Source organism: Streptococcus sp. KHUD_015 (genome assembly GCF_051106265.1).
In the GTDB taxonomy this organism is placed as follows: domain Bacteria; phylum Bacillota; class Bacilli; order Lactobacillales; family Streptococcaceae; genus Streptococcus.
The window spans coordinates 337,813-362,026 of the sequence record NZ_CP193665.1 but is presented as its reverse complement, the minus strand read 5'-3'; the positions used below and the strand labels follow the sequence as shown (position 1 = coordinate 362,026).

General features: G+C 36.5%; 20 protein-coding genes. 2 read left to right on the top strand and 18 right to left on the bottom strand.

Going from position 1 to position 24,214, the window contains the following annotated elements:
- Positions 1-111: 111 nt before the first annotated feature.
- The 17 genes from ACORHU_RS01765 to ACORHU_RS01685 all read right to left on the bottom strand — a co-directional run bounded on the left by ACORHU_RS01765 (position 112) and on the right by ACORHU_RS01685 (position 19,787).
- Positions 112-1,164 carry a galactofuranosyltransferase gene (locus tag ACORHU_RS01765; protein WP_434364635.1) on the bottom strand — a complete coding sequence of 351 codons (1,053 nt, stop codon included), beginning with the start codon at positions 1,162-1,164 and terminating at the stop codon, positions 112-114.
- Positions 1,165-1,174: 10 nt separating this feature from the next.
- On the bottom strand, positions 1,175-2,167 hold the full coding sequence (locus ACORHU_RS01760) for a stealth family protein (protein ID WP_434365144.1): 993 nt from the start codon (positions 2,165-2,167) through the stop codon (positions 1,175-1,177).
- Between the two features lies 1 nt (position 2,168).
- On the bottom strand, positions 2,169-3,266 hold the full coding sequence (glf, locus tag ACORHU_RS01755) for a UDP-galactopyranose mutase (protein ID WP_434364634.1): 1,098 nt from the start codon (positions 3,264-3,266) through the stop codon (positions 2,169-2,171).
- Between the two features lie 161 nt (positions 3,267-3,427).
- Positions 3,428-4,588 carry a polysaccharide polymerase gene (locus tag ACORHU_RS01750; RefSeq protein WP_434364633.1) on the bottom strand — a complete coding sequence of 387 codons (1,161 nt, stop codon included), beginning with the start codon at positions 4,586-4,588 and terminating at the stop codon, positions 3,428-3,430.
- Between the two features lie 194 nt (positions 4,589-4,782).
- A complete protein-coding gene (locus ACORHU_RS01745; RefSeq protein ID WP_434364632.1) occupies positions 4,783-6,198 on the bottom strand; it encodes a flippase in 1,416 nt (471 codons plus the stop codon).
- A gap of 6 nt (positions 6,199-6,204) precedes the next feature.
- Positions 6,205-7,170 carry a glycosyltransferase family 2 protein gene (locus tag ACORHU_RS01740; protein ID WP_314853250.1) on the bottom strand — a complete coding sequence of 322 codons (966 nt, stop codon included), beginning with the start codon at positions 7,168-7,170 and terminating at the stop codon, positions 6,205-6,207.
- Positions 7,170-8,264 (bottom strand): non-hydrolyzing UDP-N-acetylglucosamine 2-epimerase, encoded by a 1,095-nt coding sequence (gene wecB / locus ACORHU_RS01735; protein WP_434364631.1) that lies wholly within the window; start codon positions 8,262-8,264, stop codon positions 7,170-7,172. Before wecB ends, ACORHU_RS01740 begins: the two co-directional genes overlap by 1 nt.
- Positions 8,261-9,346 carry a glycosyltransferase family 4 protein gene (locus ACORHU_RS01730; RefSeq protein ID WP_434364630.1) on the bottom strand — a complete coding sequence of 362 codons (1,086 nt, stop codon included), beginning with the start codon at positions 9,344-9,346 and terminating at the stop codon, positions 8,261-8,263. The genes wecB and ACORHU_RS01730 overlap by 4 nt, the downstream gene beginning before the upstream one ends.
- Entirely contained in the window at positions 9,321-10,043 is a 723-nt protein-coding gene (locus ACORHU_RS01725) for a WecB/TagA/CpsF family glycosyltransferase (protein ID WP_434365142.1), read from the bottom strand. The genes ACORHU_RS01730 and ACORHU_RS01725 overlap by 26 nt, the downstream gene beginning before the upstream one ends.
- A 19-nt stretch (positions 10,044-10,062) precedes the next feature.
- Positions 10,063-10,848, bottom strand: coding sequence for a LicD family protein (locus ACORHU_RS01720; RefSeq protein WP_434365140.1), 786 nt, complete (start codon positions 10,846-10,848; stop codon positions 10,063-10,065).
- Between the two features lie 4 nt (positions 10,849-10,852).
- A complete protein-coding gene (locus tag ACORHU_RS01715) occupies positions 10,853-12,202 on the bottom strand; it encodes a sugar transferase (RefSeq protein ID WP_434364629.1) in 1,350 nt (449 codons plus the stop codon).
- A gap of 23 nt (positions 12,203-12,225) precedes the next feature.
- Positions 12,226-12,939 carry a tyrosine-protein kinase gene (locus ACORHU_RS01710; protein ID WP_434364628.1) on the bottom strand — a complete coding sequence of 238 codons (714 nt, stop codon included), beginning with the start codon at positions 12,937-12,939 and terminating at the stop codon, positions 12,226-12,228.
- Positions 12,940-12,949: 10 nt separating this feature from the next.
- A complete protein-coding gene (locus tag ACORHU_RS01705) occupies positions 12,950-13,642 on the bottom strand; it encodes a CspC family polysaccharide chain length determinant protein (protein ID WP_434364627.1) in 693 nt (230 codons plus the stop codon).
- Between the two features lie 8 nt (positions 13,643-13,650).
- Positions 13,651-14,382 (bottom strand): capsular polysaccharide biosynthesis protein Cps4B, encoded by a 732-nt coding sequence (gene cps4B, locus ACORHU_RS01700; RefSeq protein ID WP_434364626.1) that lies wholly within the window; start codon positions 14,380-14,382, stop codon positions 13,651-13,653.
- Between the two features lie 6 nt (positions 14,383-14,388).
- Positions 14,389-15,834 carry an LCP family protein gene (locus ACORHU_RS01695; protein WP_434364625.1) on the bottom strand — a complete coding sequence of 482 codons (1,446 nt, stop codon included), beginning with the start codon at positions 15,832-15,834 and terminating at the stop codon, positions 14,389-14,391.
- A gap of 190 nt (positions 15,835-16,024) precedes the next feature.
- A complete protein-coding gene (locus tag ACORHU_RS01690) occupies positions 16,025-17,983 on the bottom strand; it encodes a peptide ABC transporter substrate-binding protein (protein ID WP_434364624.1) in 1,959 nt (652 codons plus the stop codon).
- A gap of 196 nt (positions 17,984-18,179) precedes the next feature.
- Positions 18,180-19,787 carry a glycoside hydrolase family 13 protein gene (locus ACORHU_RS01685; RefSeq protein ID WP_434364623.1) on the bottom strand — a complete coding sequence of 536 codons (1,608 nt, stop codon included), beginning with the start codon at positions 19,785-19,787 and terminating at the stop codon, positions 18,180-18,182.
- A gap of 152 nt (positions 19,788-19,939) precedes the next feature.
- On the opposite strand from ACORHU_RS01685, the gene ACORHU_RS01680 reads away from it, so the two are divergent.
- Together ACORHU_RS01680 and ACORHU_RS01675 are read left to right on the top strand one after the other, a co-directional pair.
- Positions 19,940-21,424, top strand: coding sequence for a DUF1846 domain-containing protein (locus ACORHU_RS01680; RefSeq protein ID WP_434364622.1), 1,485 nt, complete (start codon positions 19,940-19,942; stop codon positions 21,422-21,424).
- A gap of 94 nt (positions 21,425-21,518) precedes the next feature.
- On the top strand, positions 21,519-22,001 hold the full coding sequence (locus ACORHU_RS01675) for an S-ribosylhomocysteine lyase (protein ID WP_000032549.1): 483 nt from the start codon (positions 21,519-21,521) through the stop codon (positions 21,999-22,001).
- A 59-nt stretch (positions 22,002-22,060) separates the two neighbouring features.
- Here ACORHU_RS01675 and ACORHU_RS01670 read toward each other — a convergent pair whose 3' ends face one another.
- The gene (locus tag ACORHU_RS01670; RefSeq protein WP_434364621.1) at positions 22,061-24,166 is read right to left on the bottom strand and encodes an ATP-dependent Clp protease ATP-binding subunit; all 2,106 of its coding nucleotides are present in this window, start codon (positions 24,164-24,166) and stop codon (positions 22,061-22,063) included.
- Between the last annotated feature and the right edge of the window lie 48 nt (positions 24,167-24,214).

Sequence of the window (24,214 nt, the reverse complement as noted above, 5' to 3'; positions counted from 1 at the left end):
ATTTTCTGACAAATATCGAATGCTATTTCATTTTTTAATCTCTTTTTAACTATAAAAAAGAGGGAATTCAGTAACTCCCTCATTCATCTATTTAAGTCATTTTTAGATTCATTAATTTAAAGCTTGCAATGCGGAAAAAAGATAAGAACCCTCACGAATTTTTTGACCTACGGTCTTAGCATTTTTGACCAAATTCTGATACTCTTCTTGAGACAAATGTTCCAATACTTCTTCTAAATCAAGTAAACTCTCAACACTAATTCCACACTCTTTTTCTAAGACGAAATTAGCCAAAGCAGATTGCTTCCAAACAATAATAGGAAAACCAGAAGCCAAATAAAGGGAAGCCTTGTGGGAATTATTGTATCTCAAATACTCACCAAACACTCCACTACAAGTTTTAGAACTATCACCATCCCAAACCAAACCAAAGCTTCCTTCTAATGCTGATGGTAGTTCATCTGGAAGAAATGAACCAAAATAGGTTTCATTGGATAGTTTTCTAGACTCATCAAAACCAACACCATAGAGGTTATATGCCGGTCTTGCAGGCAATTCATATAAGTAACCTGCTTTTTCTTGAGCTAAATTTCCAGCTACAATAATAGCCCCTTCCTTCGATAAATCTTCTTTGTGCTGATAATTCGGGATCAAATAGTCAAAAATGCCTAAACTAACTATTTTTTTCTCAGAAATCCCCTTATCAACAAGCACTGATTTCATAACTGGATTATGAGCAATAAGACCATCAGCTTGTTTCAAAATACTTGACTCTTGAAGATGAACACGAATTTTATGCTTCAAGGGTACTGTATCCAAATTAGCATAGCGCAAAACTTCTAAATCATGGATAATAAAGTGAACCTTCACTCCTTTACGTTGTATTCTTTTGACTAAATGAGTCGTAAAGAAACTATGATGAAGCATAGGAAATTGAATCAGTAGCTGATCCCCTTCCTTCAACTTAGAGATAGCTTTAGATAGAGCTTTGGCCTTATGTCGTTGGGCTCTAATAGTCCCCATTTGATACCAATCATCTACCATCAATAACAAAGGACTATAGCCCTTACGAACTACTATTTCTTCAACATCATTTCGAGCCTTATTCCCCGCATTTTTGGTATTTTTATCATGTAAAAATTTTTCTTTTAAATAATATTTCATTTGTTACTTCTTATTTTTCAAAACTCGACTTTTCTGGATAACGTACATCTAATATTTGTTTAAAGCGAAGAAGATTTTCTTCTTTAAAATCAATATTATCGTTAACACAAAGAAGTTTTCTATGTTTATCCTTAAAAATACTTTCTAGTTGGTCTAGTTTATTCAAATCAATTGACTTTCCAATGTTCTTTGAGCCTGGATAAAATTGATTACTTTCAATCTGCCAATATTGACAAATATATTGATTGACGTCCATACTATAGTTTCTAATTTGATTCCTTGAGGTCTTATCTAAAGTCTCGTATTCAATTTCCCATAAATACTGTAAAGTACTTTTCTTCATTGGGACAGGTAAATGCTGATTAACATATCCTGTCACACCCCAAGGCAATAAAAGTAAATTCTTAAACATTCTCAATCCATAACGATAATTAAAGAATTTCCAAGAAGAAGTCTGCATTGCTGTTTTTTTAGGAAAATGCCGATAAATCAACTCAATATTATTGAGATAGGTTTTTGTAAATGGTGACCATGGAACTATAGCATCATATACAGCAAAAAGCCTAGGTTGCCCATTTTTATAAAAGTCAGATGGGCTACTATCTTTTATTAAATACATATCATCATTGAAATATAGATAGTTCTCCGATAAATCTTCGATACGATGAAGATTCAATTCGATTGATGCTGAATTAAATGTTGGAAGATATTCATAAGGCATGAATTCCTCATGAGTTAAGAATTTTAATTTAGGGTGTTCTAAGTTCAACCAACTAGGTTTCTGACCATTCGTTATTAAAAATATCTTATTAACCCAAGGCGCATGATTTTCAATCATTCGGAACCAATAGTTCAGTGTTCCATAATCACGATACCGTAAATCACCATCAATATATTCACTTAAACTGTTGCTTTGATTCGTTACGTACTGTTTCTTACGAATAAATTCAGGATCACTACCATCTACCCATAAAACAACAATATCAATTTTATCCTTCATTATCTCATTCAAACTCTTCCTCTACAACATTCAAGGCACGTTCAATGACTACATGCATGTCGTAATATTTATAATCAGCCAAACGTCCGCAGAAAATGACCTTATCATTCTGTGCTGCTTCTTCTTGATATTTAGCAAACATAGCATTGTTTCTTTCATCATTGATTGGATAATAAGGTTCATCACCACGTTTCCAATCGGCTGGGTATTCACGAGTGATAACCGTTTTATCCTGAGTACCATACTCAAAGTGTTTATGCTCAATAACGCGAGTATAAGGAATTTCACGTTCTGTATAGTTTACAACTGCATTTCCTTGATAGTTCTCTTCATCAAGAACTTCATGCTCAAAACGAAGGCTACGGTATTCTAACTCACCATGTTTATAATCAAAGTATTGGTCAATCATCCCTGTAAAGACAACTTTTTCAGCAGAAGCTTCTAATTCCTGACGATTGGCAAAAAAGTCAACTCCAAGTTCTACTTCTACATCCTTCAGCATATTTTCGATAATGACATTATAGCCACCGATTGGAATTCCTTGGTAACGGTCATTGAAGTAGTTATTATCAAAAGTCAAACGAACTGGTAGACGTTTGATGATAAAGGGTGGAAGGTCAGTCGCAGAACGTCCCCATTGCTTTTCAGTGTAGCCTTTGATCAACTTTTCATAAATATCTGGACCAATCAACTTGATAGCCTGTTCTTCCAAGTTTGTAGGTTCAAAGTCCTTCATGTGAGCCGTTTGATCCGCAATCTTATCTTTGACCTCTTGAGGAGTTTTTGTCCCCCACATAGCATAGAAAGTATTCATATTGAAAGGTAGATTATAAAGGCTACCCTTGTAATTAGCTACAGGCGAGTTGATGTAGTTGTTGAATTCAGCAAATTGATTAACATAATCCCAGACTTTCTTGTTAGAAGTATGGAAGATATGTGCACCATATTTATGAACATTGACTCCTTCAACATTCTCACAGTAGATATTTCCACCAATGTGGTCACGTTTATCAATAACTTTTACTTTTTTTCCACGCTTGGTTGCTTCATAAGCAAAAATTGCTCCAGACAGACCAGCGCCAACGATTAGATAATCGTACATAATACACTCCTTTATCAGACTTGACACTTTTGTAGCATTGTAAAGTTATCCTCATTAAAATCTCATGAAAAAATAAATTTTTAAAAATTTTTTGAAATATTAGTTTGAATAGCTCATTTTATGAAGAAAAATAAATTTGCAAATCATAAAATTTAATTTCATCAGTTCAACAACTCCGTTTTATCCACAGGATTAAAATTATTCACCGACTTATTAACAAAAGTATTTTTTGTTAATAACAAAAATATGAATATATTGTAAGTAGGGACAAACCAAAAAGCTTCAATCATGCAGTTTAGAGCCACTAAAGATAATATTACTACATATAAATATTGCCCCTGTTTATACTGTTCTCTCGAAATTACAACATACAGACATATAAGTAACACAAGAGGTATAACACCATATGTAAATAACATTTGAACATACGATGAATCTACGTAGTTATAATCAATAACAGCCTCTGTTTTACCTCCTGACCCTTTAAATAATACGTCTCTAGTTCCAAATAGATGTACACCAAAAGTATTAAATGCATTTTTCCCCAAAGATAATCTACCTGTAATTAATTTATTGATAGATACTAAAAATGGAGATCCCCAAGAGAAAATATAAGATAAATACATCATTATTGACGAACATAGAACTACAGAATAAGGGAAAATTGAATAAATCCGGAATTTCTTATCTTCATTAAAGTAGAAAAATATAAAAATAATTGTTGCTAAAATAATTGATAAGGCATTTAAACGTGCATCACAATATTTTATAATAAAAAAAGATAAAAGTACGCCTATTAGAGACCTAATCCATATAAATTTATCTTTCAATAAATAAGAAAAAGCCAAGAAAATGTAGAAACAGTGGGATGCAAAATCTGTAGGATAAATAAATCCAAATGAGTTCCGAATAACTCCTTCGCGATGATATTGTAAATTGGGAACTGCACCTAAGAGAGATAAAAGAAATACACTTAGTACAAGAAAACCTGCTACAATGACATACGTTTTCAAAACTACTTTCATATCTACATTAACTAATAAGACCAGAAGAGCTGAATAAACAAGAAAATTAAGTTTTCCAGTCTGAAAATATACTAAAATTCCTGATAATAATAGCAAAGAAGAAAATATTAGATATTTAAATGAAATACGTCTTGGAAACATAAAACGAAGACCTAACAACAAAACTACTAATAAAAGATAATTTGCTTTAGCTTGTAAAAAAGTTTTATCCAGCATTGTAGTAGAAATAGTATTAAAAAATATCATTACAGATACAACAATACTAACCAGTAGATTTTCAAATTTAATTTTTATCATATTATTTATTTAGTAAAGAATAATATAGAATGAACATAATTGACAATTTTTTTATATTATTTAGTATTTTTCATCTTTGAGTTCATCTACAATCTTTCATCCTTCCATTTCTAAACTTTTTCAATCAACTAACTTAGCTAAAACAAATTCTTACAAAAATAACTTTGATTATTTCTGTATAGATTATAATAATACTAATTATTTAATAGCTGCTCTTTTATTTCCTTTAAGCTAACTACTTTAAATAATAAAATTAGTAAACTATAAAGTATCGCCCCAAATATAGTATATACAACAACATTAATAATAGGTATAAAAGTCAAAAGTGTCTTCAAAAATGAAAGAGCAAAATACATAAGAATTGATGCTAAAAATATTTTAACAGTTGATTTATAAATTGGCACATCTTTTAAATATTTTCTTGTAAAATACAATTGGATGCCCCATACAAATACTTCTGTTAATACAGAAACAATTGCAGCTCCAATATATCCAAATTTAGGCAGCAAAAGTAAATTTAAACCAACACTAACAATCGCTGGAACCGTTGTTGAAGTCAAAAATTCTTTATTCTTATTATGAGGTATCAAAATTTGAATTCCCATAATGTTCGTCCATCCAATAAAAAACATTCTAAAAATCATGATTGCAATAGCATATCTTGCTTCTTGGAAGTCATTTCCTAAGAAAAATTTCACAAAGTCATTATTGATAATCAACATGCCTGCAATAGTCGGAAAAATCACAAGATTGTAGATTAAAAAAGATATCTGATGCATTCTATTCACGGCTTCATTATTTCCTTTTGATAAAAGGTTTGAAACACGTGGAAGCATGACACTTCCAAGAGAAGTTACCAAAGTAAGTAATATATTTACCAATTTTAAAGCTTGATCATAAATACCAACATCAGTAGTTGATGCTAAAGCACCGAGCATTGTTCTATCTAAAGTAACATACAAAGAAATTGCTATTTGAGGTAGAAACAATAAAATTACCGGTTTAAGATGTTGCTTTGCATAACATAAATCCAAGTGAGGCTTGCCAATAAATTCGCGAGCTGGAAACCACATACTTAACTGACCTAATAATTCAAATACCGTCAATAAGGAAACATATAGATATAAATCACCTGGAGATTTGACAAATAAAAATATTGAAACAACTCCCACCAGTTTAACAGTGATGTTTCTAACTGTTATCTTACGAAAATCCTCCAAGCCTTGAAAAAGCCAAGAAATATCCATTCCCTTAGATAATAAACTTAAACCTAAAATATACGCTACTGGATTCTGCATAAATGAAAATGCAAAGCACAAAATTATATATAATAAAATTGATAAGCAAGTTGCTCCAAACTGCAAGGTATAGATACCCCAGAAATTTTTTCGAATATCATTCCGATGACTTGAAATTTCTTTTGTCCCATAATTAGCAACTCCTAAAGTCGCTAAAAGAATAAAGTAGGTAACAATTGAATTGAAATATCCATAAGTTCCTAAATCGTTTGAACTAAAAACCCTAGTAACATAAGGTGTTGTGATAATCGGAAGAATAATCACCAACAATTGATAAGAGAGATTATAAGCATAGTTTCTCAAAACTTTCATGACTATCTAACCCATTTTCTCTCTGACTTTTTTATACAATTTTGCAGATACGAGAAACAATATATATTTCAATTTATTTTTCCTTGTAACATTTGAATTCGGAATAATATCTTTGAAATATTGAATGTATTCTTTTCTGATTTTATTGACATCCGAATACATCTCTGAACTAAGCATAGCATGTACTACATGTAACCCCTTAAAGACATAACGTACAGTAAGTGCTTTCTTCATTTCCTTATCATTAGGATAATCTCTCTGAACAAATTCTCTATTCATCTCTATAGCCTTATAGAAGTCTAAAAATTTATCACTATAAGAAGAATTGACAATACTTCCAGGTCTTCGATAATATTTGTATAAATTGATGCATCCTACGGCAATTTCATTGCATGCTCCGATATGCTCAAAAGAGACAGCCAAATCTTCATAGATCATCCCCTCTGGAAAAGGAAACTTCATCAATATTTCTTTTTTGTATAGTTTTCCCCCTGGATGAGTTCCAACTATATTTCCATAAAACATCTCCTTCAAAGCTGTATATCGATCTAATTTCAAAGAATCTATGTTAGTTAATGAACCTAAAAAATCCTCACTTTGGAAGTCCCTAACTTCGATGACGGAAGTTGCAACAAGATCAACAGCATACTTCTTTTGAAGTTGCACTAAATACTCAACAGTTCTACGATCATAGTAATCATCAGAATCAATGAAAATTATCCACTCAGCAGAAGCAAACTTTACACCTGTATTTCGAGCATTAGAAAGGCCTCCATTGTCAATATGCAAGACTCTAATACGGTCATCTTCTTGGGCATACTTATCACATATTCTTCCAGAATCATCAGTAGAGCCATCATCTACCAAAATAATCTCAATATCCTTGTACGATTGATTAATTAAGCTATCAACACAATATTTCAAATAATCTTCAACGTTGTATACTGGAACAACAATCGAAACTTTCCCCATTATACTAATCCCTTCATGATAACTGCTACAATCTGTTGACAAGCTGTTCCATCCCCATAAGGATTGCTTGCCTTACTCATCTTGTTGTATTCCTCTTCATTTTCCAAAAGAAGCTTAAAATTCCTATAAATATTTTCTTCTTCTGTTCCCACCAATTTCAAGGTTCCTGCAGAAATCCCCTCTGGACGTTCTGTTGTATCACGCATTACCAATACTGGTTTACCTAAAGAAGGTGCTTCTTCTTGTACACCACCCGAATCTGTTAAAATCATGTAGCTTTGATTCATAAAATTATGGAAATCAATGACTTCTAGAGGTTCAATGATTTTCATACGTTCATTGTCTCCAAACACTTTACTTGCTAGCTCACGAACCTTAGGATTTTTATGAATAGGATATACGACTTTAGCATCTTCAAACTCATTCAGGATACGATTAACTGCGTTAAACATATTTTTCATGGGTTGACCAAGATTTTCACGTCTATGAGCTGTCAACATGATTAGTTTACTGTCCTTAGCCCACTCTAAAATAGGATGGTCATAATGCTCTTGAACGGTTGTCTTCAAGGCATCAATGACAGTATTTCCAGTAACATAGATATTCTCTCTTCCCTCTTTTAGAAGATTCTCTTTAGCCACTTCTGTCGGAGCAAAATTGAAATCTGCAATAATTGAAGTAGTCTGACGATTGAATTCTTCAGGAAATGGACTTTGAAGATTATAAGTTCTCAATCCTGCCTCTACATGTCCAACTTTAATTCCCATGTAAAATGCAGCTAAAGCTGTCGCAAAAGTAGTTGTAGTATCCCCATGAACAAGAACAATATCTGGTTTTTCCTGCTCTAAAACAGCTTGAATTTTATCTAAAATACTTGTCGTGATTGTAAATAGTGTTTGATTTGCCTTCATAACTTCTAAATCGTAATCAGGAACAACTTTAAAGACATCTAAAACCTGCTCTAACATTTCTTTATGTTGACCAGTTACACACACAAGTGTTTTAATTGAATCATTTTTCTTTAACTCATTCACTAAGGGACACATTTTTATCGCTTCTGGACGCGTCCCAAAAACTAACATTACTTTTTTCATTTTGAATCTCCCATTAGTTTTTGATAAAATTTACGATAATTCTCTAAAAATATAGGATAACTAAACTTCTCTTCATAATCTTTTTTAGCTTGATGAGCTAACCTAATTCTAAGAGTTGAGTCAGTCGCCAGACTCTCAATAGCAGAAGCTAAGGCCCTAGCATCTTTAGCGGGAACCAAGATCCCATTTTCTTTTGTAACGACTTCATCTAATCCTGGAATATCTGTCGCAACCATTGTTTTTCCATTCATAAATGCTTCAATAGCAACTAAGCCAAATCCTTCAAATAAAGAAGGCAAAACACAAAAATCAAAACTATTAATACACTCGACTATATCCTGTCTATACCCTAAAAAAGTTATTTTATCCTCTAGATTGAGTTCTTTAACCTTATTTTCTAGTTCGGCTCTAAGCTCCCCATCCCCAACGATAAATAAACGAAGGTTTTCATCTGAAATCAAAGAGATAGCATCAAGCAGATAGGTCAAACCTTTTTGTTCAGATAATCTTGCAATACATCCTAGCTTGATTCCCTCAAACTTCATAATCTCATCAACTTGTCTATTTGACTGTTTCAAGATCACTCCGTTATAGATAACTGTGCTGTCTGCAACTCCCACATCATCTTTCAAATTTTGATTAACTGCTTGACCAACTGCAATACTATAGGCATTTTTCAGTGAAAATCTATATAAAGACAACTTATCTTTAAAGACATTATGAGCAGTGTAAACGTGGACTAGCTTTGGATTAACCAGTTTTAATAAACGAATATAAAAAGCTGCCATTCGATGATGCGTATGAACCAGAGTAATCTCATTTGTCTTAATAATTTGATAGATAGTCAGAAGCAACTTCAACACAGTAAGAGGATTTTTGCTGTCTATATCCTGAATTTTATGATGAATAATTCCTTGGGTCTCCAATTCTGGTTCCCAAAGACCTCCTGTAGAAGCAACATGTACACTATCAAACTCATCTTGCAAATCAGAACTCAACTGGTACACGATTCTCTCAGCACCACCAATATCCATCGTTCGTGAAATATGTAAAATATTATTTTTTTGTTTTTCGTTTCTCATCTAAAACTCGCTTAATAAAGGTAACATTCCCTACAAAGTATCGTTTAAAGAGACGCTTTGGTTCATTAGCAACTCGGAACAACCACTCCAAGTTTGATTTTTGCACCCAAAGTGGAGCACGCTGAATGTGACCAGACAGTACGTCAAAGCTACCACCTACACCCATAAAAATAGCATTCACTCTATTATCCATAAATTTTTGAATGATATATTCTTTTTTAGGTGAAGTAATTCCAACAAATACAAAGTCGGGATTCTTTTCACGAATATCTTCCTGAATATCTTGCTCATCTTCCTCAGAAAAATAACCATTACGATGTCCAACAACTCGTAGATTTGGATACTCTTCTTGGAAAATTTTCAACATATCTTGCAAAACTTCTTCTTTAGCACCAAAGAAATACACTGAATAAGATTTCTCATCGGCTAATTTTAATAATCTTTGCATTAAATCAATTCCAGCAACTCGTTCTGGAACTTGGTAGCCTAAAAATCGAGAGGCTAGAACGACTGATGCACCATCTGCATTGATAATTTCAGAATCATTAACTATCTTTTTAATGACTTCATCTGATTGACATTGGTTAATCTTATCAGCGTTTACTCCCATTAAATGAAGAGGGCGTTGTTCAATGACAAAATTCTCAACCGCCTGTACTGTTTCATCCATTGTTAAAGGGTCAATCCTGACCCCCATTAAATCAAAACTATTCAAATTAATCTCCCCATGTAGACTCGAAATGCCCTTTACGCTCGGCTTCTTCGGGTAACTTCATGTAATCACCGTATATTTTTGTTAAATATTCATCTGGATTTGCATGGCAACTTATTTCCAAGTTCTCAAACTCTAATAATTGTGGTTCACCGAATACTTCTTTTCTAGCAAGTTCACGTTCTCTGTAGGAGCCTAATACATTACCTACTATTGAACTAGTTTCAAAATCATATTGTTTAATGAGATTTTGTAATTTGTTGTTAATGGTGGATGTTTTTAGAAGTTTATTTAATTTTAAAACTTTTGATATACTCACAATTGCATTTTCAAAACTTCCCCGATCTCTATCATGTAGACGATCGATTACAGAAATTTTAGAAAGTGCTCGATAGAATTTAATTTTGTTTGTGTGAATAAAATAATGAAAACGATCATCTGGATAACCATCCAAAGGGAAAATATCTATGAAAGGACTACAAAGTTCATCTCCAAATGGAACTTGTAAAGATGTATCCATAATAGAGGTATTACCTAAATTATCATCATGAAGCCTCAAGATAACATGTTCTGGAAGTTCCTTTTTACAAATAGATATAAATTTTTCATAATCTTTTCGAGGCATCCCTAAATCCATATCATCATCCCAAGGAATAAATCCTTTATGACGAATTGCTCCTAGCAATGTTCCTCCCAAAGCATAATATCTTAAATCATGTTTACTACAAATAGCAATAAAACTTTTTAATAAAGATAATTCTCCTAGTTGAATTTCCCTCACTTTATTCATAAAATTACTTCGCTCCATTTTTCATAAATACCACTTTAATAGTTTTTAGTAAAATTTCAATGTCTTTCCAAATTGTCCAACCATCTAAATAAGTAATGTCTAATTTTACTACATCATCGAAGTTTGTAATATTACTTCTACCACTAATCTGCCAAAGGCCTGTAATTCCAGGTTTAAAACTGAGACGACGTTTTTGTTCCGGTGTATATGTCATATACTCATCTAAGGTTGGCGGTCTAGTACCAACTAAACTCATATCACCTTTTAGAACATTCCAAAATTGTGGCAATTCATCTAGACTTGTTTTTCTAATAAAGTGCCCAATCTTTGTCACACGTGGATCGTTTTCAATCTTAAACATTCCACCCTGCATCTGATTCTGACTCATCAAGTCTTTCTTAATTTCCTCCGCATCTACTCTCATAGAACGGAATTTATAAAATTTAAATACTCGTCCATTTCTACCAACCCTATCTTGGACAAAAATAGCAGGGCCTCCATCTCTTTTTATCAGAGGAACAAGAAAAATAGACACCAGAGCACAAATAATCAGACCAACTAAGGAGCCCATAATATCTATAACACGTTTAAGAGCAATATCACTTGAACGATAAAAGGTTGTTGAGAAATTGACGACACTAGAATTCCCAAATCGTTGAATCGCTTTTTCACTATTGGTTACAAAATCTAAAGCCGCTATATTGACAGCTACTGGTAATCCCATTGTTTCAAATCGAGAAACAAAGTCCGCAATCAAAAAGCTTTCACTTGGGAGATTAATCACCACTTGATCTACGACTGATCTCGTAGCATAGGTTACTAAGTTATCCAACGTAACGATTGTAAAATTAGAAGCTTCAAAACGCTCATCATCTACAATACAAACAGCTGAAACATAGCCATACTCATAAGTAGAAAGTTGTTTTAGTACTCTCTCAACTCGTGCACGTGTCGTCACCAACAAGATTCGCTGAGTATATTTTTTTTTGCGAGACAAGAACTTCCAAACCTTACGAATCCAAATATTAATAACCATTAGCATAATTGAATTTACAGCCACAATGCATAATAGATTGATTAACGATAAATAAGGTATATTTGGTTCTAAAGTCGGAAAAACTATACAGGATAAGAAAATATAAATCAGTATATATTTTAATGTTTGTATACATTCCTCTGCAAGACTCCGATATTTGAAATTTTTACTATATGCACTGATGTAGTAAGAAATAGTGTGAACCACCATCAAAAATACCAGAAGTTCATGACTAACTAATACAAACGATAACAGATAAATTGGAAACAGTTGTATTATGAGAATCTCTAATTTTCGAATATTTGATACTTCTCCCAAAACTACCTCCTAGCTAACTCTACCTACTTCTTTTTTCCATAATTTCCATAAGAACCATAGGCTCCATAGCCACCATAGCCACCATAAGCTCCGTATTTTTCAACTTCTGTGCTAAATTTATTTAAAACTACACCTAAAAATGGAGTTCCTGTTTGTTCTAACTGTTCTTTAGCCTTTAAGACATCACGTCGCTTTGTCTCTCCAGCTGCCGTTACCAAGATAGAGGCGTCACATTTTTGTGTAATGATAGCAGCGTCAATGACCATCCCAATCGGTGCAGTATCCACGATGACATAGTCAAAATACTTACGCAAGGTATCAATCATGGTATGGAAATTTTCACTCTGCAAGAGGGCTGTTGGATTAGGTGATACCGGCCCTGACTGAATAACAAATAGATTTTCAATATTTGTATCACAAAGTCCATGAGAAAGATCAGTAGTACCTGACAGAAAATCCGTTAGGCCAGTAATTTTTTCTCTTGTTTTAAAGACTCCTGACATGATGGAATTACGAATATCAGCATCCACCAATAAAGTTTTATAGCCTGCACGCGCAAAGGTCCAAGCAATATTTATTGATGTTGTCGATTTCCCTTCACCAGGTTTGACGGATGAAATAGAAAGAACTTTCAGATTATCACCACTCAATTGAATATTTGTTCGCAAAGCATTGTAATGCTCTTCTGCTTTTTTCGCAAAATCTAAACGTTTTTGTGCTATTGCTAATGTTGGCATATTTTCTCCCTTATTTTAACTTATTCAAATCTGGAACAATCCCTAGAAGTGCAATCTGCATTACTTCTTCCACATCTTCTGGTCGTTTAACATGATCATCTAACAACTCAAGTAACAAGATTGAAACGACCATCACTGCTCCTCCCGCTAGAAAAGCTAGGAGAGTGTTACGACGGATATTAGGTGAGGATGGTGTTAGTGCCGGTCTCGCTTCCTCCAATGTTGTCACATCAGACACACGAGTTACAGAAATGATTTTTTCAGCAGCCACTTCACGAAGAGCATTTGCAATACGACTCGCTTCTTCTGGTTGTGCATTTTTTACAGTAATTGATACGATACGAGTATCCACAGGTACTGTTACCTGGATTTTCTTACTTAATCCCTTAACTGTTTTCTCTAGTTTAAGATTTGAAATGACTTTCTCCAGTACATCTTGCGAAAGGATAATTTCCTTATAGTCTTTTACCAAGTAGGTACCCGCCTGCAAATCCTGGTTGGTCAAACCTGCTTTTTCTGATTGATTTCGATTAACCACATAAATGCGTGTCGTACTAGAATACTCAGGTTTCAGTACAAAACTACTTACGCCAAAAGCTAGGACAGCTGCCACAATCGCAGTTAGTATAATAGAGATTTTTTTCTTCCAAAGGACTTTAAACAATTGAACAACATCAATCGTAATTTCTTTATTTTTTTTCATGTCAACTCCTAAATAATTTGATCAGCTAAGATGATGCGAGGATTTTCGATAAATAATTCCCTCGCCTTACTTTCACCGTATTGTTTCGAGACGATCTCATAAGCTTCTTTCATGTAAGGCGGTCTTTGGTCTAAGTTGTGCATATCGCTAGCAACAAAATGAACCAAATCACGCTCTAGAAAATAGCGAGCTCGTTTCTTCATAAATTTATATTTATCCCCAAATAACTTTGGTTTTAAAATACTTGAGCTATTGATTTGAGTGTAGCAACCCATATCAATCAACTCTTTGACCCGTTTTTCGTTATTCTCTAATTCATGGTAACGTTCAATGTGGGCAACTACAGGCGTTATCCCAAGCATGAGAAGATTGCTCAAGGCAGTATGGATTTCCCTGTAAGGGGTAGTCATACTAAACTCAATAAGAGCATAGCGTGTCCCATTAAGACTTGGAATCACCTGCTTCTCTAACTTTTCAAGCACATCATGGGTATAATAAATCTCTGCTCCATAGAGAATGGTCAAGTCTGGAGCCACTTCCTTGGCTAGCTCCTTAACTTCTTGAAAATTTGTTGCTATTATCTCCTCAGGAGTTTCAAACATTCCTTTTCGTCTATGCGATGTCGATACAATAGTCCTTACCCCTTGCCTATAGGCTTCTGTCAAAAGCGCCTTGCTTTCTTGCTTAGATTTTGGACCATCATCCACACCAAATACAATATGCGAATGAATATCAATCATTTTGTTTTATTTTCCTTCCAACACATCATTGATCGCAGCCTTGACTGACTCTAAACTGCTGTCACTTATCTCCATCATGTAAAGATTACTCTCAGGCATGGCATAAGACGGTAAATCCATACGCCCTGTTCCTTTAAGATCTTGCGAATTGATCTTATAAGTTCCACCACTCTCAAGTTGGGTATTGACTAAGTTCATCATAGTTTCAAGCGGCATATTGGTTTGCAAGGAATCTTGTAGACCCTTGATAATACTGTCATAATTTTTCAAAGCTTCTGTAGAGGTTAACTTTTGCAGAATAGCTACAATGACCTTTTGTTGGTTGCGACCACGGTCCCGATCTCCATCTGCCAAAGAATAGCGCTCACGCACAAAACCAAGAGCTTGCTCCGAATCAAGATGAACATTTCCTACCGGGAAATGAAACTTGCCGTGACGAGATGTAAAATCCTGATCATTATAAACATCAACTCCACCAAGGAGATCAATCAATTTCAAGAAAGAAGTGAAATTCAAACGAGCATAATAGTTCAGGTCAATACCGTAGAGATTTTCCAGCGTATGAATAGAAGCATCTACTCCATAAATACCCGCATGGGTCAACTTATCCTTTTGGTTGTTGCCACCATCTGCAATTGGAACATAGGAATCACGAGGTGTTGTTGTTAAGAGAATCTTTTTAGTTTCGCGATTAACTGTCATAATGATATTGACATCAGACCGAGAAACTGAACTGATTGGACCGTAAGTATCAATTCCGCTGATATAAACGTTGAAACTGTCACCTTTGACATCTTTTGGAGTTTCAACCGTCTTCGTTAATTCTTTGCTATAGATTTTCTTAATTTTTGAAGCATAATCAGGATATTCTGATTCGATAATATTTTCAAAGACACTGTTTAGAATGATTGCCTTTGTATCACCGACTAGCAAGCTCTTATAGGCCGCAAGATAAGAACTACTTTCTTCAACTGATAGTTCCTTATTTTGACTAGCTTTCAGATCATTCATCAATTGTTGGATATTATCCTTATCCGTCCCAGTAGGCCCCGTGATACTCGTTACCTGACCGATATTATCAATTGAAGCCTCTGCTAGTACTGCTACACTCATAGAATAATTTGAGTGGTTAGATGTTGTATTCAAATGACTAGTCAATCCAATGAACTGTCCCACTGCAAACAGAGAGGTTCCGTTAATCAGAATACCTAATAATAACAAAATCATTGTCAAAGTTTTTACTTTTTTAAAGTAAATTAAAAAGAAACATAAAACAGCTAGTCCCGCAATTAAGATTGTAAGCAAGATATTTAGATATCGGAAGGCTAGCATATTGTACTTGAAAATCAAAAACAATAAAAAGACTGCTAGTACTGCATAGATAGCCAGCAACCCCCAACTAATCACTATCTTTGTTTTACCCTGACGAGCTCGCTTCGAATATCTACCCACGATATACCTCTGTTATCAATTTTTATTTCATTCTATTATATCATAAAAAATACACTTGTGGGGTAAATCCACTTGGGTAAGGAGTTTTCATCTTCTTTCCGAAACATTCTTTTTGACTCGCAATCAATTACATCAATAAATTTACTATATAAACATCAAAACGAGGTCCCTTACGGAACCTCGCTCATCATTATTTAACATGTTTTTCTGCTTCTTTTTGAGCTTTTTCGATTGCTTTTTTACTCTCTTGCTCCCATTTGGTCTTGGCTTCTTCATACTGTTTAGTCGTAACTGTATCTTTTTGCAGTTTCATATACTTGTAGTTATTGCCATCACCCTTGATGCCGACCAGTGAATACCCTCTTGTAAATGGCGTTACTTTGGTTACAGAAGCTGTACCACCATTTGACATGGCTGACATAAGGAGAGAGTTATCAATCATCCAAGCTTGAGCTTCAGCATACTTTTCATAACGCTTCGCTACATCTTTGTTTTCACTATCCGCTTCCTTAAGCATTTTAGTGTAAGTATCCAAACCTAGGCTAGCAATTTTTGCCTTATCTTCCTTGGCATCTAGACCAAAAATCTTGAGGTAGAATCCATCCTCTGCATTGAAAGGATTGAGATAAGTTGATGGATCCTGATAGTCACCTACCCAACCATCAAAGCTCAAATCGTAGTCTCGATCAGCTGGCGTTGGTGCCAAGAAGGCTACGTTATTAAAATCATCTGTTGACAGTTGCTGAACATCTATGACAATATTATCAGCACCCAAAACTGATTCAAGAGTCTGTTTAACAGAGTTCATACCTGTCACAGCATTTTTATTCGTCTGATCAACTGCCACATCCAAATGAATAGGGAAGGTCACACCTTGACTTGCCAATTCTTTTTTAGCTTCCGCAAATTTTGCTTGGGCTTTTTCTTTGTTGAAATAGGCATCCTGGGCATCTGCCAAATTAATACCTGACCATTCTGTGCCATAGTTAACCAATTTAGAAGCGACTACTTCTCCAAAGATCTTATCTCCAACTTGGACAAATGTAGGAGGTACTAGGGTGTTACGAAGAGTCTTACTAGCTGCTTCTTCCCCGTTTGACTGGGCAGAATAGGCTGTGCGGTCCAAGGCAAAGTTCACCGCTTGGCGGAAGTTTTTGTTCAAGATAGCTGTCTCAGTTGACTTCTTCTGCTCATCTGTCGTTTTAGCAGTGTGGTTGTAAGCCTTACGGTTGACGTTGAAATTGAAATACCAAGAAGTCTTGTCCTGCAAACTATAGACGATATTATCCTTATATTTTTCCTTGGTCTTAGCAAAGTTTGAACTATTTGGATAAACACCAGCGATTGAATAGGCTCCGCTTTCAAAGTTACGGATGGTCAATTCTTGGTCTGAGCCATCAAAGTAAGCCAATTTTACGTGTTCAATCGATACTTTGTCATGATCATAGTAATGCGGATTTTTCACATACTCGATCGATGATTTTGATGTGAAATCTTTTAACAAATAAGGTCCGCTGTAGAGAATACTATCTGGAGATAAAGTACCAAAATCTTTCCCTTTTGAATTTAGAAACTCTTCATTTACTGGGAAAAGAATACTGTTGGTTGTTTTTGAATTCCAGTAAGGTTCTGGGCGCGCCAAAGTATACTCAACCGTCTGGTCGTCAATGGCCTTCACACCAACCTTAGAAAAGTCAGAATCCACTCCTGTAATATAATCATTCAATCCCTTGATCGAGTTTTGAATCAAGTCAATAGCCTGTGATTTATTATCCACTGCGTACCTGATACCTGTCACAAAATCTTGTGCCTTAACTGGGGCGTACTCTTCACCGTCAGCTGTGAACCATTTGGCATCTTTTCTCAGTTTATAGGTATAAGTCAGACCGTCGCTTGAAACAGACCAGTCTTCTGCCAAAGACGGAACTAGGTTCCCATGATTGTCATTTTCAAGCAAACCATCAACTAGGTTAGTAATAATAGCTGTATTATCAGCGTAATAGTCTAATAGGTAGTTAAAAGTAGTTGGATTTCCACTAAAGGTTGATGAGTAAGTTTTTGTATCTGAACCTGATTGTCCGCAAGCAGCTAAAAACAAGGCAGCCGCAAAAGTCAGACCTGCACTAAGGACACGCTTTTTTGTCTTCATCTTCTTTCTCCTTTATGTTAGTTTTTATAACATAAGCTTATTTTACCAAAATAGTGGGAATTTGTAAAGTTAATTGAATTTCTAGAATGAAAGTTTATAAATGTAGGTCATAAAAAAACAAAGGATTTCTGCCTTTCATACAGTACTCCCTTGTTTTTATACGATTTCAATTTTAGATTTTTCTGTTCAGAAATATTTAGCCCAATTCCACACAGAAAACATCCCATGGAGCTAAGATTTGTTTTTCAAAGGCTTCTTGAGCCATGGTGTTTTCAATCAAAACAGATTTAACTGTTCCTTCTACCGCCAAGTCTTGTTTTTCATTGGACAAATTGGCCACAACTAGGAAACGGCGGTCTCCGTCCTTACGGATATAGGCAAAAACCTTGTCAGCCGTATCAAGCAATTCAAAGTCAGCTCGAATCAGCCAACTATTCTCCTTACGGATTTGAACCAGTTTCTGATAAGTATAGAAAATAGAATCTGGATTTGCCAGCGCTCCCTGAACGTTGATTACTTGATAGTTTGGATTAACCGCCAACCAAGGTTGACCTGTTGAGAAACCGGCATTTTTGCTCTCATCCCATTGCATTGGAGTACGGGCATTATCACGTCCGATAACACGGATACTGTCCATGATTTCTTCCATCGGAACGCCTTTTTCAAGAGCTTCACGCGCATAGTTGAGAGATTCAATATCTTCTACTTGGTCCAGCGTTTCAAAGGGATAGTTGGTCATGCCAATTTCCTCACCCTGATAGATATAAGGTGTCCCTCTCATGAGATGCAGCAAAATTGCAAAGGCTTTGGCAGATTTTTCGCGGTATTCTTGGTCATTTCCCCAGATTGAGACGATACGAGGGAGGTCATGATTGTTCCAGAAAAGCGAATTCCAGCCATCCTCAACTCTTAACTCTGTCTGCCATTTATTGAAAATTTCTTTCAACTTAGCAATATTCAGCTCTTTTTGATAGTGCCATTTAGGTTGCCCTTCCTGATACTGAAGACAGATGTGTTCAAACTGGAAGACCATAGACAACTCTTGCCCCTTTGGATCAGAGTAAAACTTGGCAATATCTGGCGTTGCTCCCCAAGTCTCCCCTACTGTCAAGAGATCCTTATCTCCAAAGGTAGCCTGATTCATCTCCTTGAGATAAGGATGGAGCATAGGACCGTTATTGACTACTTTCTCGTCAGGAATTTTCCCAATCATATCAATAACATCCATACGGAAACCGCCAATCCCTTTATCAATCCAGAAATTCATCATCTCATAAATTTTCTGGCGAAGTTTTTCATTTTCCCAGTTGAGATCCGGTTGTTTCTTGCTGAAAAAGTGGAGATAGTATTGACCTGACTTTTCATCGTATTCCCAAGCAGATCCACTAAAGATGGAATCCAGATCATTGGGTTCGTCCCGCCAGATATAGTAGTCTCGCTCAGGACTGTCGGGATTTTCACAGGCCTCGACAAACCAAGCATGTTCATCTGATGTATGATTGACCACCAAGTCCATGATGATACGGATATCACGTTTCTTAGCTTCCACAATCAGTTGGTCCATATCCTTCATAGTCCCGAAAATAGCTGCAATCGCTTGATAATTGGCAATATCATAGCCATTATCATCCATAGGGCTGTCATAAACGGGAGAAAGCCAAATTGCTGTAATCCCTAACTTGGCTAGATAGTCCAACTTACTGGTAACTCCTGGCAAATCGCCAATTCCATCTCCGTTGCTATCCATAAAGCTCTTAGGATAAACTTGATAGACTACGGCATTGTGCCACCATTTTTCTTGCATCTTCTTACCTCATTATTTTAATAATCTACAATCTATGATAGCGCTTTTTGAATTTTTGTGCAAGCGTTTGCCTAATCTTTTTGATTCCTTTTTTAAGTCCATAGTTTCCTAACTTCCAATTTTTTATTATAATAGAGGTCAGAGGTAAAAAAATGAAAAAACAAGCTTTTAGTTCTGAACAATATTTGAATCTACAGCGCGACCACATTTTGGAGCGCATTAACCAATTTGACGGCAAGCTCTACTTGGAGTTTGGTGGCAAAATGCTAGAAGATTTCCACGCTGCTCGTGTTCTTCCTGGCTATGAGCCAGACAACAAAATCAAGCTCTTGCAAGAATTGAAAGAGCAGGTTGAGGTTGTAATTGCCATTAACGCTAGCAACATCGAACATTCCAAAGCACGTGGTGACTTGGGCATTTCTTATGACCAAGAAGTTCTTCGTTTGATTGATAAATTCAATGAACTGGGAATCTTTGTCGGTTCTGTTGTTATCACACAATACGCTGGTCAACCCGCTGCAGATGCCTTCCGCAATCAACTCGAGAAAAATGGAATTGATTCTTATCTTCATTATCCAATCAAAGGATATCCGACGGATATGGATCACATCATTTCTCCAGAAGGAATGGGGAAAAACGACTACATCAAAACCAGTCGCAACTTGATCGTCGTAACTGCTCCTGGACCTGGTTCTGGAAAATTGGCAACTTGTATGTCTAATATGTACCACGACCAAATCAATGGTATCAAGTCTGGTTACGCTAAATTTGAAACCTTCCCAGTTTGGAATCTTCCCCTTCATCACCCAGTCAACTTGGCCTACGAAGCTGCCACAGCTGACCTGGATGATGTCAACATGATTGATCCTTTCCATCTCCAAACCTACGGAGAAACCACTGTCAACTACAACCGTGATATCGAGATCTTCCCAGTGCTCAAGCGCATGTTAGAACGTATCCTTGGAGAATCTCCATACGCTTCTCCAACAGACATGGGTGTCAACATGGTTGGTTTCGCTATTACTGATGACGAGGCTGCTATCGAAGCTTCTAAACAAGAAATCATCCGTCGCTACTATCAAACTGTTCTTGACTTTAAAGCTGAAAAAGTTGGCGAAGCAGCTGTCAAGAAAATTGAGTTGCTCATGAACGACCTCGGCATCACACCTGCAGACCGTAAGGTTGCTGTCGTTGCGCGTCAAAAAGCAGAAGAAACTGGCGGACCAGCCCTAGCTCTTGAATTGCCAAGTGGGGAAATCGTCACTGGTAAGAACTCAGAGCTCTTTGGCCCAACAGCCGCTGCCTTGATTAACGCCATCAAGAAATCAGCTGACATTGCTAAAGAAGTAAAACTCATCGAACCTGAAGTTGTCAAACCGATCCAAGGTCTTAAAATCGATCATCTAGGTAGCCGCAATCCACGTCTGCATTCAAATGAAATCCTGATTGCACTTGCTATCACAGCTACAGAAAATCCTGATGCTGCTCGTGCTATGGAAGAGCTCGGCAACCTCAAAGGAAGCGAAGCCCACTCAACCATCATCTTGACTGATGAAGATAAGAATGTCCTTCGCAAATTGGGTATCAACGTTACCTTTGACCCTTACTACCAATACGACCGCTTGTATCGTAAGTAACGATTTGAACCTCTCCACTCTCGGAGAGGTTTTCTCTCTGCCTAAGGAGCCAGCTTTATGTTATAATGAAGAGAGAAAACTGAAAGGATTTACCATGTCAAAAGAAGTTATTGTTGAAAGTTTTGAACTTGACCACACTATTGTTAAAGCTCCCTATGTTCGCTTGATTGGGGAAGAAACGGGACCAAAAGGAGACATCATCTCCAATTATGATATTCGCTTGGTGCAACCAAACGAAGACTCGATCCCTACTGCTGGACTTCACACCATTGAGCACCTCTTAGCTAAACTCATCCGTACTCGCATCGACGGCATGATTGACTGTTCACCATTTGGCTGCCGTACAGGCTTCCACATGATTATGTGGGGGCGTCATACCAGCGCTGAGATTGCGACAGTTATCAAGGATTCGCTCAAGGAAATCGCTGAAACTACTACTTGGGAAGATGTCCCTGGAACAACCATCGAATCTTGTGGAAACTACAAGGATCACAGCCTCTTCTCTGCTAAAGAATGGGCGAAACTCATCTTGGAACAAGGAATCTCAGATGATGCCTTTGAGCGCCATGTGATTTAGACACAAAAGGAACCAGTTTTTTCAGCTGGCTCCTTCTTTTTTATTCTCAAAATTTTGTCTTAGGCTTTTTCACGAATAACTAAACCACCATCTTCCATATCTGCTTCTAGGTGTTTGGCATCCAGGTGATCCAAATGGAAGTCTGTCACCTTATCCCGAATTTCTTGTTCAACCACGCGACGGAGAGGACGAACACCCATGACTTCGTCATAACCTTCTTCTGTGATATAGTCCTTAGCTGCTTGACTGACTACCAAATCAATGTCTTTCTTAGCCAAGGTTTGGTTAACTTCAGCCAACATCAAGTCCACAATCTTAGAAAGGTCTTCCTTCGTCAAGTGTGAGAACTCGATAACTGCGTTAAAGCGGTTAAGGAATTCTGGGCGGAAGAATGGTTTCAAACGGTCCATCAATTCTGGTTTGTCCGCATCTTCTGTCAAGTTAGCTTCATAGCCAAATCCAGCATTTGATGTTGCGATAATAACTGTGTTCTTGAAGTTTACCGTATTTCCTTGACCATCGGTCAAACGACCATCATCCAAGACTTGAAGGAGAAGAGTGATCACTTGAGGATCAGCCTTTTCAATTTCATCCAAGAGGATGATAGAGTAAGGATTACGACGAACACGTTCTGTCAAGGTATTGCTATTGTCATCATATCCCACATAACCAGCTGTTGTACCGATTAGCTTAGATACGGCTGTGCGGTCACTGTATTCAGACATATCCAACCGAATGATAGCATCCTTAGTTCCAAACATATCGAGCGCCAATTGCTTAGCTAACTCAGTCTTACCAACCCCAGTAGGCCCTACAAAGAGGAAGCTACCGATTGGGCGATTGCCTTCATCAAATCCTGCACGGTTACGACGGATGGCACGGGCCACTGCTTCAACTGCCTTGTCTTGGCCGATGACCTTGTCTTGCAGACGATGAGCCATATCTTTCAAACGTTCGATGTCTGATGCTCCCATTTGTGACACTGGGATACCCGTCATTCGTTCTACAGATTCAGCCACATCGTTGACACTGGCAGTCACCTTCATATCTTCTGTGTGGTTTTCGATTTTCTTTTCCAATTCTGCAATGCGTGTTTTATAGTTTAGAGCTGCTTCAAAATCTTCTGCCTCAACTGCTTTTTCTTGCTTGTCTTTTTCCGCTTCGATTTCTCGTTCAACAGCATGCACATCTGTTACAGGATGCTGAGCTGCCAAGTGAGCTGCCGTTACATCGACAAGGTCAATAGCCTTATCTGGCAAGCTACGTTGAGGAATGTATTGAACAGAATAATCCACCGCTGCTTTCAAGACTTCATCTGGCAAGATGACATTGTGGTGTTGTTGATAAAGGTCACGAATCCCTTGAAGGATTTTAAAGGTATCCTCTGCTGAAGGAGCATTGACCTTGACTTCGTTGAAACGACGAGCAAGAGCGGCATTCTTCAAAATGGTGTTACGGTATTCGTCTTGAGTTGTTGCCCCAATCACTGTCAATTCACCACGAGAAAGAGCTGGCTTGAGAATATCCGCAAGTCCTTTAGAACCACTGTCTCCACCAGTGCTACCAGCACCGAGAATTTGGTGAATTTCATCAAAGAAGAGGATAATATTCCCTGCTTCTTTCACTTCATTGACTAAGTTTTGAACGTTTTCTTCAAAGCTACCACGGTATTGAGTACCAGCCTCAAGACCTGAGATGTCAATGGAAATAATTTCCTTGTTCTTAATAGCAGCTGGAACATCGCCATTCACAATGGCTTGCGCTAGGCCTTCGACAACAGCTGTCTTACCAACACCTGCATCTCCAACAAGTACAGGATTATTTTTGGTACGGCGTGAAAGGATTTCAGATGTTTCTTGAATTTCCTTATTTCGTCCGATAACAGGATCCAACTTGCCCTCACGAGCTTCCGCTGTCAAGTTTCGACCTAGTTTAGCAAGGACACCGTCTTGTTTCATACCTGAAGCCTGTTGTTGCATTTCTCCATCGATTTCTACATTTCCTGGCAATTGACCAGTTGCACGATAGTGAGCGAATTCCTCAGGTGTCACTTCACGTCCATTAATCAAGTAACGACGATTTTCAGAACTATATCCTCGCATGCCACCCATCAATTGGTTAAATAAATCATCCATGTTGTTAAATTTATTAAAGTTGTTGTTCATATTCTTTACCTCTTTTTGTTTACTTAGTTATGATTACTGATATTGACT

Excerpts from the sequence above, each read along its gene's own strand:
- ACORHU_RS01690 (WP_434364624.1), bottom strand. The coding sequence starts at position 17,983 with ATGAAGACAAAAAAGCGTGTCCTTAGTGCAGGTCTGACTTTTGCGGCT.
- ACORHU_RS01750 (WP_434364633.1), bottom strand. The coding sequence starts at position 4,588 with ATGATAAAAATTAAATTTGAAAATCTACTGGTTAGTATTGTTGTATCT.
- ACORHU_RS01725 (WP_434365142.1), bottom strand. The coding sequence starts at position 10,043 with ATGGGGGTCAGGATTGACCCTTTAACAATGGATGAAACAGTACAGGCG.
- ACORHU_RS01675 (WP_000032549.1), top strand. The coding sequence starts at position 21,519 with ATGTCAAAAGAAGTTATTGTTGAAAGTTTTGAACTTGACCACACTATT.
- ACORHU_RS01745 (WP_434364632.1), bottom strand. The coding sequence starts at position 6,198 with ATGAAAGTTTTGAGAAACTATGCTTATAATCTCTCTTATCAATTGTTG.
- wecB (WP_434364631.1), bottom strand. The coding sequence starts at position 8,264 with ATGAAAAAAGTAATGTTAGTTTTTGGGACGCGTCCAGAAGCGATAAAA.
- glf (WP_434364634.1), bottom strand. The coding sequence starts at position 3,266 with ATGTACGATTATCTAATCGTTGGCGCTGGTCTGTCTGGAGCAATTTTT.
- cps4B (WP_434364626.1), bottom strand. The coding sequence starts at position 14,382 with ATGATTGATATTCATTCGCATATTGTATTTGGTGTGGATGATGGTCCA.
- ACORHU_RS01740 (WP_314853250.1), bottom strand. The coding sequence starts at position 7,170 with ATGGGGAAAGTTTCGATTGTTGTTCCAGTATACAACGTTGAAGATTAT.
- ACORHU_RS01710 (WP_434364628.1), bottom strand. The coding sequence starts at position 12,939 with ATGCCAACATTAGCAATAGCACAAAAACGTTTAGATTTTGCGAAAAAA.
- ACORHU_RS01765 (WP_434364635.1), bottom strand. The coding sequence starts at position 1,164 with ATGAAATATTATTTAAAAGAAAAATTTTTACATGATAAAAATACCAAA.
- ACORHU_RS01685 (WP_434364623.1), bottom strand. The coding sequence starts at position 19,787 with ATGCAAGAAAAATGGTGGCACAATGCCGTAGTCTATCAAGTTTATCCT.
- ACORHU_RS01720 (WP_434365140.1), bottom strand. The coding sequence starts at position 10,848 with ATGAATAAAGTGAGGGAAATTCAACTAGGAGAATTATCTTTATTAAAA.
- ACORHU_RS01680 (WP_434364622.1), top strand. The coding sequence starts at position 19,940 with ATGAAAAAACAAGCTTTTAGTTCTGAACAATATTTGAATCTACAGCGC.
- ACORHU_RS01730 (WP_434364630.1), bottom strand. The coding sequence starts at position 9,346 with ATGAGAAACGAAAAACAAAAAAATAATATTTTACATATTTCACGAACG.
- ACORHU_RS01705 (WP_434364627.1), bottom strand. The coding sequence starts at position 13,642 with ATGAAAAAAAATAAAGAAATTACGATTGATGTTGTTCAATTGTTTAAA.
- ACORHU_RS01670 (WP_434364621.1), bottom strand. The coding sequence starts at position 24,166 with ATGAACAACAACTTTAATAAATTTAACAACATGGATGATTTATTTAAC.